13 protein-coding genes are annotated in these 13,385 nt (G+C 63.7%); 2 read left to right on the forward strand and 11 right to left on the reverse strand.

Features of this window, described 5'->3' with window-relative positions; translation table 11 throughout:
* The first annotated feature begins 413 nt into the window (after positions 1 to 413).
* A complete protein-coding gene (locus J2S75_RS22540) occupies positions 414 to 725 on the forward strand; it encodes a hypothetical protein (protein WP_442320028.1) in 312 nt (103 codons plus the stop codon).
* A 223-nt stretch (positions 726 to 948) separates the two neighbouring features.
* On the opposite strand, the gene J2S75_RS07490 is transcribed toward J2S75_RS22540, so the two are convergent.
* From J2S75_RS07490 to J2S75_RS07540, 11 genes are all read right to left on the reverse strand, one after another.
* Positions 949 to 1,116 (reverse strand): hypothetical protein, encoded by a 168-nt coding sequence (locus J2S75_RS07490; RefSeq protein WP_165933656.1) that lies wholly within the window; start codon positions 1,114 to 1,116, stop codon positions 949 to 951.
* Positions 1,117 to 1,398: 282 nt separating this feature from the next.
* Positions 1,399 to 1,821, reverse strand: coding sequence for a type II toxin-antitoxin system VapC family toxin (locus J2S75_RS07495; protein ID WP_307019202.1), 423 nt, complete (start codon positions 1,819 to 1,821; stop codon positions 1,399 to 1,401).
* A complete protein-coding gene (locus J2S75_RS07500; protein WP_307019203.1) occupies positions 1,818 to 2,072 on the reverse strand; it encodes a FitA-like ribbon-helix-helix domain-containing protein in 255 nt (84 codons plus the stop codon). The genes J2S75_RS07495 and J2S75_RS07500 overlap by 4 nt, the downstream gene beginning before the upstream one ends.
* Positions 2,073 to 2,157: 85 nt before the next feature.
* The gene (locus J2S75_RS07505) at positions 2,158 to 3,084 is read right to left on the reverse strand and encodes a DUF2493 domain-containing protein (RefSeq protein ID WP_307019204.1); all 927 of its coding nucleotides are present in this window, start codon (positions 3,082 to 3,084) and stop codon (positions 2,158 to 2,160) included.
* Between the two features lie 367 nt (positions 3,085 to 3,451).
* Positions 3,452 to 4,486 carry a DUF7146 domain-containing protein gene (locus J2S75_RS07510; RefSeq protein ID WP_307019205.1) on the reverse strand — a complete coding sequence of 345 codons (1,035 nt, stop codon included), beginning with the start codon at positions 4,484 to 4,486 and terminating at the stop codon, positions 3,452 to 3,454.
* 69 nt (positions 4,487 to 4,555) lie between these two features.
* On the reverse strand, positions 4,556 to 6,619 hold the full coding sequence (locus J2S75_RS07515) for a ParB/RepB/Spo0J family partition protein (RefSeq protein WP_307019206.1): 2,064 nt from the start codon (positions 6,617 to 6,619) through the stop codon (positions 4,556 to 4,558).
* Positions 6,620 to 6,793: 174 nt separating this feature from the next.
* On the reverse strand, positions 6,794 to 7,987 hold the full coding sequence (locus J2S75_RS07520; protein ID WP_307019207.1) for a DUF932 domain-containing protein: 1,194 nt from the start codon (positions 7,985 to 7,987) through the stop codon (positions 6,794 to 6,796).
* 123 nt (positions 7,988 to 8,110) lie between these two features.
* Entirely contained in the window at positions 8,111 to 8,905 is a 795-nt protein-coding gene (pstB, locus tag J2S75_RS07525) for a phosphate ABC transporter ATP-binding protein PstB (RefSeq protein WP_307019627.1), read from the reverse strand.
* A 41-nt stretch (positions 8,906 to 8,946) separates the two neighbouring features.
* Positions 8,947 to 9,867 carry a phosphate ABC transporter permease PstA gene (gene pstA, locus J2S75_RS07530; protein WP_307019208.1) on the reverse strand — a complete coding sequence of 307 codons (921 nt, stop codon included), beginning with the start codon at positions 9,865 to 9,867 and terminating at the stop codon, positions 8,947 to 8,949.
* Positions 9,868 to 9,882: 15 nt separating this feature from the next.
* The gene (gene pstC, locus J2S75_RS07535; protein WP_307019209.1) at positions 9,883 to 10,812 is read right to left on the reverse strand and encodes a phosphate ABC transporter permease subunit PstC; all 930 of its coding nucleotides are present in this window, start codon (positions 10,810 to 10,812) and stop codon (positions 9,883 to 9,885) included.
* A gap of 63 nt (positions 10,813 to 10,875) precedes the next feature.
* Entirely contained in the window at positions 10,876 to 11,877 is a 1,002-nt protein-coding gene (locus J2S75_RS07540; protein WP_307019210.1) for a PstS family phosphate ABC transporter substrate-binding protein, read from the reverse strand.
* Between the two features lie 480 nt (positions 11,878 to 12,357).
* On the opposite strand from J2S75_RS07540, the gene pstS reads away from it, so the two are divergent.
* The gene (gene pstS, locus J2S75_RS07545; RefSeq protein ID WP_307019211.1) at positions 12,358 to 13,374 is read left to right on the forward strand and encodes a phosphate ABC transporter substrate-binding protein PstS; all 1,017 of its coding nucleotides are present in this window, start codon (positions 12,358 to 12,360) and stop codon (positions 13,372 to 13,374) included.
* The last annotated feature ends 11 nt before the right edge of the window (positions 13,375 to 13,385 follow it).

Consider the following 13,385-nt stretch of genomic DNA (forward strand, 5'->3'; position numbering starts at 1 on the left):
GAAGAAAGTCGGGACCAGCCGTTGTGGCATAGGCGCTCGAGGCGCAGCCGTCCTTCGGCCAGATCAGGCCATTGAAGAGGCCGTTTGGAGCGGGCACGGGCGGATGGATGAGGGAGATGGTTTGGCCTCGCGCCGGATATAGAGACCCGACCGCCCAGCATCGGCGGACGATACCCTGAGGCTGGCCAATCTGCGCATTCCCAGTCCCGTCAATGTCGCGAATGCTCTGCCCCGAGGGGCCTTTCGACAGCGACGCGGCCGCCGTTCGCCGCGAGCGCCAACCCTGCCGTACAGCATGGCGAAACGGACGCTCTGGACTTCCGCTCCCTCCCGGCCCGACCGGTTGACGCGGACCCTAAGCCATTCGCCGTCTGGTGTGCCGAGCGGCTATCGCGGTGTCAGGGAGGGGAGCTGTGCCCGTCAGAAGGGCCGAACGCCTTCCTTTCGGTGATGCGCACGAAGGCGACAATGCCAAAGGCGGCGGCTCCGAGTATCGAAAACACCATCTGCCACGTCTGGGAGGGCATGGTGTGCTTCAGGATGCCATGGGTGGCGTGGAAGCCTGCCGCCACGGCCGGGACGACGAACATGGCAGCGATGAGCAGACGCGCACAGATCGGGCGGACGATCGCGAACAGGAACTGGCCGAGGGCGTAAGTCAGGCCGGCGGCGGCAAGGCCGACAACAACGCCGAGCCATCCGGCGCCGGTGTCATAAGCCCGTGATGCCCGCAAACAGCGGCAACGCGAATACCGCCAGCGTGAAGAGCAGCCAGCAGAGGAACGCGATCGTCGCCATGCTGAGGAGAATTCCGATGAAGATCATGGGGGCGGCTCCATAAAATCAGACCGATGCGCCTCCGCCACCACGATGCACCGGCGGGATTGGCGTTGGCGGCAGAGCACGAGCGCACGCCGCCTCCGCCGATCATGGCCGCCTGTTTGCCTCTCAGGAGGCGAAGGGGTCGATTTCGCGGACGATCGCGGCTTCTTCGCCGTCATATTCGGCAGCCGGGGTGACGGAGAGCGTGCCGTCGCCGGCGCGGAAGATGACGACGGTGGCCATCAGGGTGGTGGCGAGGCTGAAGGCGAAGGCGTGAGCGATCTGGGCGGACATCGACCTGGCTCCTGCGCGAGCGGAGGTCCATCCCCCGCTGACAGGCGCCCGAAGAGGCCGGCCGTTGGCCGCAATCACCGTGTGCGGCGCAGCCGGAGCGGCGGCACGCGCAGCGTAGTCCGACCCTTCATGGGTTGATGGCGTCAGGCCATCGGCTGGACCCAAGGATCAGCGTCGTGAAGCGGGGATGGTCGTCCGATCAGGAGACCTTGATGTCAGGCGTTCGCGAATGCCGATCCCATCGGGTTGCCCAGTCCAACACCTGCTACCCGTGGCCGGTCGTCAGCTGTTGACGTTCCACGGATTGATGACCGCCACACCGGCGGCGTCGAACGCGCTGGTATCGCGCGTGGCCACAGTGAAGCCCCGGGAGGCTGCGATTGCGGCGATATAGCCGTCGGGCGTCGGAAAGCCCTTGCCAGCCTTGCGCGCCTTCACGGCGAGGTCGGCATAGCGTCGTGCGGCAGCGACATCGAACGGCAGAACGCGATCGGCGAACAGCTCCATCACCCCGTCCAGGGCCTCCGTGAGCCGGTCTTTGCGCTTGCCAGTGGGCAGCGCGCCTATGCCGAACAACAGTTCGGCGATGGTGACGCTGGAGAGATAGAGCGTCTCGGCCGCCTGCTCGTCGAACCATGCCCGAACGGTGTCGTCGGGCGCGGGCTTCATCGCCTCCGAGATGACATTGGTGTCGAGAAGGATCATTCGAAGCTCATGGGCTCGGCGGGCATCCTGTCACGCGCCGGGCTGAGGGCGTCGATATCCTCATTGGTCAGCCCCAGCCGGCGGCTACGCTCCGCGAGCGCCGTGCCGAGCCGGAGGCGCATGTCAGGGCGAACGGCGCTCTCAAGGATGTCGCGCATCTCGGCTTCGGTGCTGCGGCCATGCTGTGCCGCGCGCACCTTGAGGGCACGGTGCGTTGCCTCGGAGAGGTTACGGATCGTCACTGCGGGCATGATGGCGCCTCCCAGCACATTTGATAGCGTTGATAGCAAAATAGAGAATTTGCCATCGCATTCAAGATGGCGGGTGTGGCGGCGCTTATGCGCCGCCGGAGCCGAAGCGATAGACCGGGATGCCCATCTTACGGGCCTTGTCGGCCAGGTTGTCCTGAATGCCGGTCCCGGGAAAGATAACGACCCCGATCGGCACCACGTTCAGCATCTGGTCGTTGCGCTTGAAGGGCGCGGCCTTGGCGTGCTTCGTCCAGTCGGGCTTGAAGGCCACCTGCGGCACCTTGCGGCTGTCGGCCCAGAGGGACGCGATCTTTTCGGCGCCCTTGGGCGAGCCGCCATGCAGCAGCACCATGTTCGGGTGCTTGGCGTGGATCTGATCGAGCTTGGCCCAGATCTGCCTGTGATCGGCGGTATCGCCGCCCGAGAAGGCGATCTTCGGCCCGGCGGGCACGAGCACATCGTTATCGGCGCGCCGACGGGCGGCGAGGAAATCCCGGCTGTCGATCAGCGCTGCGGTGAGATGGCGATGGTTGACCCGTGATCCCGCCCGTGGCGTCCAGGGAGAGCCGGTGGCGATGCGGTAACGGTCGGCGGCGGCCTCGCGGAAGGATTCCATGCCGTCGCGGCGGCCGATCATGTTCATGCCAATGTCGATCAGGCGCTCGAGCTCCAGTGACTTCACCTCCGAGCCGTCCTGTTCGCGCTGAAGCTGCTTCTGGGCCTGCTCGTTGTCGTCAAGCTTCTGCTCGATCCGGTCCGCGGCGCGGTGGAACATGTTGACGGTCGACCAGAGGAGGTCGGGAAGCTCGGCATCGAGGTTGGTGTCGGTAATCGTAGCGACGAGAGCATCGAAGATATCGGCGATGGCGCCTTCGATGATGCGGTCCTGCGGTGGCGGGCGCTGGTCGCGCTCGTCCTCGGAAGCACGATGCCCGTGGATCTGCAACTCCTGGATCAGGTGGTCGGTCGGGGATGACACCTGGTGCGGCTCGTGGTCGTCATACGCGCTCATGGGATGCCCCAATGGTTGGACCGCTTGCCGTGGCGGCCTTCATGGCGACGAAGCCATCGGGCGGGACGGACCTGCACCCGGAGCGCGGGCATGGCCCCCGAAAGGGGGAACCGGTTTCGGGACAAGACCATGCCGAAAAGCGCACAGGGCCGCAGCGCAGCGGAGGATGGCGACAAGCCGGGGATTTTGCTTCGCGATGGAAAGCGGCTCGAAGGCCGCGCCGGAAAATCGTCGGCGGAAGCCATTGCCGATCCGGCCCGGCTGACGGCCGATCGCCCTCTCGAAGGCGCGAGGCGCGGTCCTTTTCCGTGGGCTGACGCATCCTTGCGGGTATGGCAGCCACGTCTCGCCGTTCAGCCTGCTCCAGCTATGAGGTCAGGCTCATGAAGCGCAAGACGTCTTCCGGGGTGAGTTGCACCCGAACTCCCGTCCGGAGCGCATCGATACCCAGCCGATGGAGATCCTCGTTGAAGTCCCCGAGCACTGGCGACAATGGGATGGCCTCGATCCCATCGGCGTTCGCCCGTTGGATCAGCATGTCCCGTGCGCCGTCTCCCGCCGGATCGTTGTCGCGGACGATGTAAAGCCGCCGCAACCTCAATGGGAACATGATGGCGGCCAGATGTGCTGCCGAGAGCGCCGGTGCCATCGCCATGTTTGGCAGGACCTGCCGGAGCGACAGCATGGTCTCGATGCCTTCGCCGGCAGCCATAACGTCACCTTGCACACCGATTAGAACGGTAGACCCAAGCAGATTACCCATCGCCTTGCGCGGCGTGTCGACTGGAGCCTTGTCCGAACCGTCGGGGGCGAGCCAGGTGCGGTGTACGCCGGTGATCCTGCCGGTGAGATCAGTGACGGCGGCGATCATGGCGGGCCAGGTCTCTGTCGGGCCATCATCGGCCTTGTAGTAGCAGTGCGGATGAAAGCGCAGGTTTCCGGTTCCGTGCAAAAGCGTAATGCCGCGTCGGCGCAAATACGTCTCTGCAAGGGTCCCGGCGAGGGGCTGCGACATGGCGAACAACCGGCGAGCCGCTTCAACCGATCCTGATGGAGCCGGCAGGACATGGCGACGTGGTGCTGCGGGCTCCGGTTCGGGATGCGGCAGGCTGAGAAAGATCCGCGCTTCCTCGGCAACGTCAGCGAAGTCGGTGAGGCCCGATGATCCGCGGATGATATCGAGGAGATCGCCATGTTCGCCGGTGGCGGCATCGGTCCATTTGCCCGCCGGGCTCTTCGCGGATGCGTGGAGCCGGACGAAGAGCGAGCGGCCGGGCGTGTTTCTGATATCGCCGACCAGCCAGTAGCGGCCCTCCCGGCGCCCATTGGAGAGATAGTGACGGCAGACGGCTTCGGCCCGATCGCCGAGCCGGCGCGACAGATCGTGAGCAATCCCGGACATGGCGAGCTTTTCAAAAACAAAGGCCCGCCGACAGAGCCGGCGGGCCGAGGTTCAGGATCGTGTTGAGGGTTACTCCGCCGCCACGGCAGGGGGGATGTCCGTGGTGTCCTCAGTATCCTCAAGGCTTTCGTCTTCGCCCATGGCCGTTGTGCCGTCCTGCGCCGCCGTTTCATCGCCAACTGCGGGTTCGGCTCCGCGCAGCGGCTCCGGCAGCCAGCCGGTATCGGCCAGCAGTGCTTCCGCCTCGCGGGCCATGTCGCCCTTCTTCAGGTGCGCGATACGCTCTGCCGCACGCGCCCCCTTCGCCTCGCTCACCGCCAGCAGAATGCGGGCCTTGGTGACCCGGCCGAGAAAATTGTCCACGGTCGGCTTCCAACCTGCCGTGGCCATGTCGAGGTCGACGGCGCAGGCGAGTTGATCGGCATGGTCGAGCGCGCGCGGGCGCCGGTTCCAGGCCTCATGAACGGCGTTAACCGACAGGCTCACCACATGGGCAAACAGGCTGGAGCGGCTGTCGCTGTCCCATTCCCCAAGCGCCCCCCAGACATCAGCCGAGTCCTTCGGCAGGACCTTCGCCCAGCCCTCATGCCGGGCGTGGATCGCCGCGGCCGAGGCGCTGTCGTTCAGCCCCGGCGCCTGCGCGCTGAACGCCACGCTCTTCAGGTCGAGTTCGAGGCAGCTATCCGAGCCGTAGCGATAGAAGCTCTTCAGCGTCAGGGCATGCAGGGCCGCGAGGAAGGCGACCTCCGGCCGATCGCCCAGCGCCTGGCGCAGGCCAAGCGTGCGGTGCGAGGTCAGCTCGGTCATCAGCCGGTCCGGGAGCGCAGACAGCCCTTCGTCCTCCTCGGGCTCGGGCGTCGGCGCGTCTGCCATGACGGCATCGCCCGCCCTCGTCGCCGTAGCGGCGGCAAGGCGCCGCCCGGCGTTTTCGGCGGCGACTTCGGGCTCCACCGGCAGCTCGTCCTCCGGCCGCACATAGCCGCGCTCAATGCGCACCGACCCATCATGGGCGATACTGACGAAGGCGCCGGCGCGCGCCATCTCCACCGGATCGAAAGTGATCGGACGCGCGTCGAAGACTTCGATCGCCATCTCGATCTCGCCGAGCCGGGCGTCCACCTCATCCGGCAGTTCATCCGCATCGGCGTATTCCGCAGACAGGCGATCATACTCCGCCTGCAGGGCGTCGCGGCTGGCTTCCTCCTCTGTGGTGAGCGGGATGGTCTCGCCGCGCATCTGGCGCAGGCCATAAGTGTGGCCATAGGCGAAGTCAGGGGCCATCTCGACCCACTTCCACCCCTCGGCGGCGACAGCGTCGGCCTCGTCCTTGAGCTTGTCAGCAACCAGTCGGACGACCAGCGCGACATCCTGCAGCCAGCCGCCGTCGTCGCCCTGAAACAGGTCGCGCAGGATGGTGCCGCCGGCCTCGACATAGGCCTCGAGGCCGATGAACTGGGCGCGCTTGTCGCAGGCACGCACCGCACCTTCGGTCAGCATGCGGCGGATGGCATAGGGCTGCTTGTCATAGGAGGTCTTCAGCCGCTCGAAGACCTGTTCCTGGCGCGCATGGTCGCCGGATACGGTAAAGGCCATGAGCTGGTCGAGCGTCACGCCGTCCTCGGCATAGACATCCAGCAGCACCGGCGACACCGAGGCGAGCTTGAGGCGCTGCTTCACCACGCCGACGGAGACGAAGAAGGCGGCGGCAATCTCCTCCTCGGACTGACCCTTCTCGCGGAGCGCCAGAAAGGCGCGGAACTGGTCGAGCGGATGGAGCGGCGCGCGCTGGACATTCTCGGCGAGCGAATCCTCCTCGGCGATGCCGCCCTCCCGGATGACGCAGGGCACCGGCGCGGTCTTGGCAAGGCGCTTCTGCTTCACCAGCAGTTCCAGCGCCCGGTAGCGCCGCCCGCCCGCCGGGATCTCGAACATGCCGGTCTCGATACCGGCGTCGTCGACGACAGGCCGGACGCTGAGGCCCTGCAGCAGGCCACGGCGGGCGATGTCCTCGGCCAGTTCCTCGATCGAGACGCCGGCCTTGATGCGCCGGACGTTCGACTGGCTGAGCAGGAGCTTGTTGAAGGGGATGTCACGCGAGGGCGAGAGCGTGATCTTCTGAACATTGGTCGCCATGGAAGGCACCTCCGCGACGGGCGGCCAAGAGCCTCTCTCTCGGCCTCCAACCCGTCACGCAGCGCCGCGCCGCCCTCTCACTCTGGAGGGCGACGCCGCAGAACCGCAGATCCGCAAAAGCGCAAAGCAGGAAAGCCGGAGACAGGGATGTCCGCGTCTCCGGCTTTCCGGAAATCAGGCGGCCCGATCGAGCAGCTTCTTGGCCCGGCCCTCGAGGTCGAGCCTTGCATCCTGGTGAGGCTTGTCGCGTGCGACCGCGGTGATGCCCTGCACGAAGTCGAAGATGCTCTCGGGCTTGCGCCCTTCCTCGGCCAGCACCGTGTCGATGATCCTGGCGGTCTCGGCCCTGGAGAAGCCCCGGTTGCGCAGGAAGTCGCTGCGGTCCTCGTCGGTGCGCGCGACGATCTTCTCCCGTGCCGCCTTGATGCCGTTGACGAAGGGCATGGGCGAGGAATTGGCAAAGCGGGTGAGTGCCGGCGCTGCCTCGTGCGCGAAGCGGGAGGCGGCGTATTTGGAGTGGCGGATGGTGATCTCCTGGAAGTCCTCGACGCCCCAGAGATTACGGTTCTGGCACACGGCACGCAGGTAGAAGCTCGCAATGCCGAGCGTCTTGGCCCCCACCTCCGAGTTCCAGCAATAGAAGCCCCGGAAATAGAGGTCCGGCGAGCCGTCGGGCAAACGCCCGGCCTCGATCGGGTTGAGATCGTCGACCAGGAACAGGAAGACGTCGCGGTCGGAGGCATAGAGCGTCGTCGTATCCTTGGTGATGTCGACACGCGGATTGTAGATGCCCGTCGACCAGTCGAGCACGCCCGGCACCTTCCAGCGCGTGTCGCCGGTGCCGTTGCCGGCGATGCGCTGCACCGCCTCGACCAGCTCGTGATCATAGATCCGGCCATAGTCGGGGCCGGTCACCGCGCGCAGCTCGACGCGGCCATTGGCGGTCTCATAGGTCTTGATCTGCTCGGCGCGGTGCGAGGTCAGGCCATACTGCAGATTGATGCCGGCCAGAGCGGCGGGAAGCTGGCGCAGATAGGCGGCCGGCGCCCCGATCTGCGCCGCGAGCTGGCCGAAGGACCAATGGTTCGGTTCGATGGGCGCATCCGCCCCCGGCAGCACCAGTGCGAGTCGCTCGGCATTGGAGCGGCTGGCCTCCACATGGATGCGGGACGTCTCCACAAGGCGCGACCGGCTGTTATCGGCCCGGCCTCGCACCATCGCGGCCAGTTCGCCGAGCGACAAGAACCGTTCGTCATCCGGCCTCGCGAACCACTCCGACGACACGCGGCCGACCCGCTCGCCGCGCGTGACATCCACCTTGTAGCCGCCACTGGCGTCGCGACCGGCATCCAGAACCTGCATGTTCATGGGGATCCACCTCCATGACGGGCGCCGGAAGACACTCTCCCAGCCCTCAACCCGTCACGGAAATCCGATCCGGCCTCTCACTCTTTGGAGTATGAGGATTCCCCAGAGCCTGCGGAGCAGATCCTAACCGAACCGTCCCGTCACATAGGCGATCGTTCGCTCATCCGCCGGCCTGCTGAACACGTCGGCCGTCGCGCCGTATTCCACCATATGGCCGAGATGCATGAAGGCGGTGTAGTCCGAAATCCGGGCGGCCTGCTGCATGTTGTGCGTGACGATAACGACCGTGTAGCGATCCCGGAATTCGTCGATCAGATCCTCAATCTTAGCCGTCGCTATAGGGTCAAGGGCCGACGTCGGCTCGTCGAGAAGCAGAACATCCGGTTCCGGTGCGAGCGCACGCGCGATGCACAGACGCTGCTGTTGCCCGCCCGAGAGGCCATAGGCTGACGTCTTCAACCGGTCCTTGACCTCGTCCCATAGAGCAGCCTGTCGCAGGGCCCTTTCGACCCGCTCGTCGAGAACCGACCGGCTGCTGATGCCGCGGATCGTCAGGCCGGCGGCGACATTGTCATAGATGCTCTTGGGAAACGGGTTCGGCTTCTGGAACACCATGCCGATGCGCAGGCGCACCAACATCGGGTCGACATCACGCCCCACAATGTTCAGTTGCTCAGGCAGCAGCATGATCTCACCCTCGTAGCGATTGCCGGGATAGAGATCGTGCATACGGTTGAAGCTGCGCAGGAGCGTGCTTTTTCCACATCCGGAGGGACCGATAAGGGCTGTTACCTTGGCGTTGGCGACAGGCAGCTGCACCGATTTCAGGGCATGGAAGGTGCCGTAATAGAAATCCAGATTGCGCACATCAACACGCAGGTCCGGTACCGCATTGAGGGCACGCGGAGCTACCTTGATCTGCGTGACGAGACTGGCGGAATCGCTTGGAGAAAGCCGGGTCACCGCATGGCCCTTCTGAGTTTGTAGCGCAGCCAGATGGCGCCGGCGTTCATGAGCAGAGTCATCGCCAGCAGGATGAGACCCGTCGCCGCAGCGTTAACGTGAAAGCCCGCCTGCGGCCGCGAAACCCAGTTGAACATCTGGATTGGCATGACGGTAAAGGGCGATCCGAGCCAATCGAAATTGATGAAGGGGAATTCGGGGCCCACCGGCGAAGGGGGTAGGAAGGCGATGAAGGTGAGCGCGCCGATCGTGATAATGGGGGCCGTTTCGCCGATTGCACGCGACATCCCGACGATGGCGCCGGTGAGAATGCCGGGCCGTGCCGCCGGCAGGATGTAGCCGCCCACCGTTTGCCACTTGTCGGCGCCCAGGGCGAACGCCGCCTCCCGAACCTCCTGGGGGATCGACCGCACGGCCTCGCGGGTCGCAACAATGATGATGGGCAGGATCAGCAAGGCGAGGGTCAGGCCGGCGACAAAGATGGTCTGGCCGAGGCCGAACATCTGAATGAATAGGCCGAGCGCCAGCAACCCGTAGATGATGGAGGGGACGCCAGCCAGGTTGGTGACGTTGATCTCGATCAGGTTGGTGATGAGGTTCTTGGGCGCGTATTCCTCGAGGTACAAGCCCGCAGCCACGCCGAGCGGCACGGCGAGCGCGGCGGTGACGATCATGACCAGCGCGCTGCCCACCCACGCCGACAGGATGCCGGCGTCGTTCGGGCGGCGGGAAGGAAAGCTGGTGAGGAAGTCGTAGTCGATTCGGCCGAGGCCATCGACCATGAAGTCGATGATCAGGGTCAACAGGACCAGCATGGTCAAGCTCAGCACTGACAGGCCGAGCAGCGCAAACCGCTTTTCGGATCGGCGCGCGCTGCGGATGATCTCGGCTTCGGACAATTGGGATATGTCGGTCATGTCGCGCCGGGATCCTCAATAGACTTCGCGGTATTTGCGCCGCAGCACGAAGGCAATGACGTTGAAGGTGAGGGTCATCAGGAACAGCGTCAGCCCAGCAGCGAAGATCGTCAGATAGGCGATCGAGTCGTGCGGCACATCGCCAAGGCTGATCTGCACGATGTAGGCCGTGATGGTGGCGGCGCCCTCCAGGGGATTGAGCGCGATCTTCGCCTGCTGTCCCGCAGCGATCGCGACCACCATCGTCTCGCCGACCGCGCGCGACATGCCAAGCATGTAGGCGGCCGTAATGCCCGAGAGAGCTCCCGGTATAACCACCTTCACGCCGGTCTGCAGCCTCGTGTAGCCGAGCGCATAAGCGCCCTCGCGCAGCGTGTTCGGCACCGCGCGCATCGCGTCCTCGCTGACCGAGACGATGTACGGCAGGATCATGATGCCCATGACAATGCCGGGAACCAGAAGATTGAAGCCCGCAAGGCCGGGGATGAAGGTCTGGAACAGCGGCGTCAGGAAGAGCAGAGCGAAGTAGCCGAACGCCACGGTGGGCACGCCCGCAATGAGCTCCAGAAACGGCTTGATGATCTCCCGCAAGGCCGGCGGGGCGAATTCACTGAGATAAATGGCGAGAATCGTTCCCGCCGGAACCGCGACAAGCAGGGCGATGCCGGATGTCATCAGGGTCCCGGACACCAGCGTCATGATGCCGAAGTGTTTGTCCTGGAAGACCGGCGTCCATTGCGTGTCCGTCAGGAAGTCAAGCATCGAGACCTGAGCGAAGAAGCGCACGCTCTCGCTCACCAGGACATAGACGATACCCATGGTCACGAGCACGGAAACGAAAGCCGCGGCGAACATCATGGCGCGCATCGCCCGGTCGACCAGACGGCGGCGCGCCAGGAAGCGCGGCGAGACGAGAAGCGGCATCGGCGTGGTGGATGCGGGCAAGACGCTGTTCCGGTAAGGTGATGAGAGGACCGGGAACCCGGACGGTTCCCGGTCCGAGCAGCATCAATAAACGAGCTTTTCCTTGAGCAGATCCTCGACCGACACGCCGACCTTGGAGCCGGTAAAGCCGGTGCCGATCTCGCGCTTGGCGAAGCGCTCCTGGAATGCCTTGAGCGCGGCTTCGGGCAGCGGCACGTAGCCGACTTCCTTGATCAGTTCCACGGCGTGCTTCGGGTCCTGGTAGAACTCGACGAACTTCGCGACTTCCGGCTTGGCCTCGGCCGCCTTCTTGCTCACATAGATGAAAATCGGGCGCGACAGCGGCTGGTACTTGCCGGTGCGGGCATTTTCGACGCTCGGTTCGATCGCGGGAGCGGCGTCATTGAGCTTGATCTTGACGGCCTTGAGCTTGTCGGCGTTTTCCTCGAAATAAGCGAGGCCGAAGAAGCCCAGCGCATTTGGGTCGCCGGCCACGCCCTGCACCAGCACGTTATCGTCCTCGGAGGCCGTGAAGTCGCCGCGGCTAGAGTGTTCCTTGCCGACAATCGCGGCAGTGAAATAGTCGTAGGTGCCAGAATCCACGCCGGCCCCGTAAAGCACGAGCGGTTTGTCGGGGAAGCTGGAGCGCACCTGCTTCCAGTTGGTGATCTTGCCCTGTGCTTCGGGTTGCCAGATCGTCTTCAGTTCGGCGACCGTCATCTCCGATGCCCAGTCATTGGACGGATGAACGATCACGGTGAGCGCGTCGAGCGCTACCGGAAGCTCGATATACTCGACGCCCGCTTCCTTGCAGGCCTTCTGCTCGGCCGCCGTGATCGGGCGAGAGGCATTGGAGATGTCGGTCTCGCCGCGGCAGAATTTCTTGAAGCCGCCACCGGTTCCCGACAGGCCGACGGTCACCTTGATGTTGGGATTGGCCTTCTGGAATTCTTCGGCCATCGCTTCGGTCACCGGAAAGACCGTCGAGGACCCGTCGGCCTGGACAACGGCCTGTGCGCTGGCGGCGTGGAACGCGCCACTGACCGCGAGCAGCGCGAGCGTCCCTGCCATGGTGATTGTCTTCATCGCTCACTCCCGTTTGAAGCTGAACCTTGGGAGATTCACCTCCCGATACGGCGCTGTCCTAGAGTTGTTATGCTTCAATTTTGTGACGCTTACGATTTTGAACGTAATCCGATCAGTGGGAAACCAATTATTATATAAGTTTAGTGGTCGTGATTTGATGATATTTTAATGTAAATATACAATAATATGGCAAAGAGTAGGGGTTTGGTGTCATATATATCGCCAAAAGCTCGGATTTTATCTGTTCTCATGGAGTTTATATCGTCGTCAGTCCCACAGGGTGGCACGGGAAAAACCGTAATGTACGTTCGGGTGCTCCTTCGGGAGGCTGCAGAGTCTCGGAGCGTCAACCACAAATGCAAAGTGATTCTGTCGATGTCTCTCGACAAAAAGAATCTAGCGCCGCGTCACGTAAGTGTCGTACACCTCCTCTAGTTTCTTGTCGATCTGTCCCGACGGATTGATATTTGAGGTGTCGTGATGACCCGTCTCCTTTCCTTCATCGTTGTGGCTTTGCTGGCCCTCACCCCAAGCGTGCGCGCTGACGAGTTGAGCGGTGCGGGCTCGACTTTCGCTTACCCAATCATCTGGAAATGGGCGGAGGCTTATCGTGGGGTCAATGGCACGCTGGTGGGTTACCAGTCGGTTGGCTCCTCCGCGGGCGTAAACCGGATCCGTGATAAGGCCGTCGATTTTGGCGCCTCTGACAAACCGCTGAAGCCCGAGGAGCTCGAGCGCCTAGGCCTCGGTCAGTTTCCGATCGTGTTCGGCGGTGTGGTGCCAGTCGTGAATCTTCCCGGAGTTTCGCCGGGCGCCATTCGCTTCACGGGAGGTGTTCTGGCGGACATCTATATGGGAAAGATCACCAAATGGTCGGATCCCGCGCTGAAGGCCCTCAACCCCGACCTTGATCTCCCTGACAGTTTGATTGCCGTGATCCATCGTTCGGATGGCTCAGGCACGACCTTCAACTTTGTGTCCTATCTCTCAAAAGCGAGTCCGGAATGGAAGCAGACGCTGGGCGAGGGAAGTGCGGTTGCCTGGCCGGTCGGCAGTGGCGCAAGGGGAAATGAAGGGGTTGCTCTGGAAGTGCAGAGGACGCCGAATGCGATCGGATATGTTGAATTTACTTATGTAACGCAAGCCAAGCTCACTTACGGTCTGGTTCAGAATCGCTCGGGCCAGTTCATTGCGCCGAGTTCTGCATCGTTTCAGGCCGCCGCCCTCGGTGTTGACTGGACGAAGGTTCGCGACTTCTATGCAACCATTAACGATTCCGCTGTGCCGGATGCCTATCCGATCGCGGCCACCACATTCATATTGATGTACAAGGCTCCGGCGAACGCCACTCGCACGCGAACGGCTCTCGGCTTTTTCGATTTTGCGCTTGGCCCCGGCAGCGCCTATGCATCGAAGCTCGGGTATGTTCCGCTGCCTGAGCCGCTCGTGCAGCAGGTGAAGACCTATTGTGCGGCGACGTTCAAGAGCGGAAGCTGAGGCGAAAGCGG

Source organism: Ancylobacter polymorphus (assembly GCF_030813495.1).
Classification (GTDB): domain Bacteria; phylum Pseudomonadota; class Alphaproteobacteria; order Rhizobiales; family Xanthobacteraceae; genus Ancylobacter; species Ancylobacter polymorphus.

Coding starts and splice junctions, on each gene's coding strand:
- J2S75_RS07490 (WP_165933656.1), bottom strand. CDS start 1,116: ATGTCCGCCCAGATCGCTCACGCCTTCGCCTTCAGCCTCGCCACCACC.
- J2S75_RS07495 (WP_307019202.1), bottom strand. CDS start 1,821: ATGATCCTTCTCGACACCAATGTCATCTCGGAGGCGATGAAGCCCGCG.
- J2S75_RS07500 (WP_307019203.1), bottom strand. CDS start 2,072: ATGCCCGCAGTGACGATCCGTAACCTCTCCGAGGCAACGCACCGTGCC.
- J2S75_RS07505 (WP_307019204.1), bottom strand. CDS start 3,084: ATGAGCGCGTATGACGACCACGAGCCGCACCAGGTGTCATCCCCGACC.
- J2S75_RS07510 (WP_307019205.1), bottom strand. CDS start 4,486: ATGTCCGGGATTGCTCACGATCTGTCGCGCCGGCTCGGCGATCGGGCC.
- J2S75_RS07515 (WP_307019206.1), bottom strand. CDS start 6,619: ATGGCGACCAATGTTCAGAAGATCACGCTCTCGCCCTCGCGTGACATC.
- J2S75_RS07520 (WP_307019207.1), bottom strand. CDS start 7,987: ATGAACATGCAGGTTCTGGATGCCGGTCGCGACGCCAGTGGCGGCTAC.
- pstA (WP_307019208.1), bottom strand. CDS start 9,867: ATGACCGACATATCCCAATTGTCCGAAGCCGAGATCATCCGCAGCGCG.
- J2S75_RS07540 (WP_307019210.1), bottom strand. CDS start 11,877: ATGAAGACAATCACCATGGCAGGGACGCTCGCGCTGCTCGCGGTCAGT.
- pstS (WP_307019211.1), top strand. CDS start 12,358: ATGACCCGTCTCCTTTCCTTCATCGTTGTGGCTTTGCTGGCCCTCACC.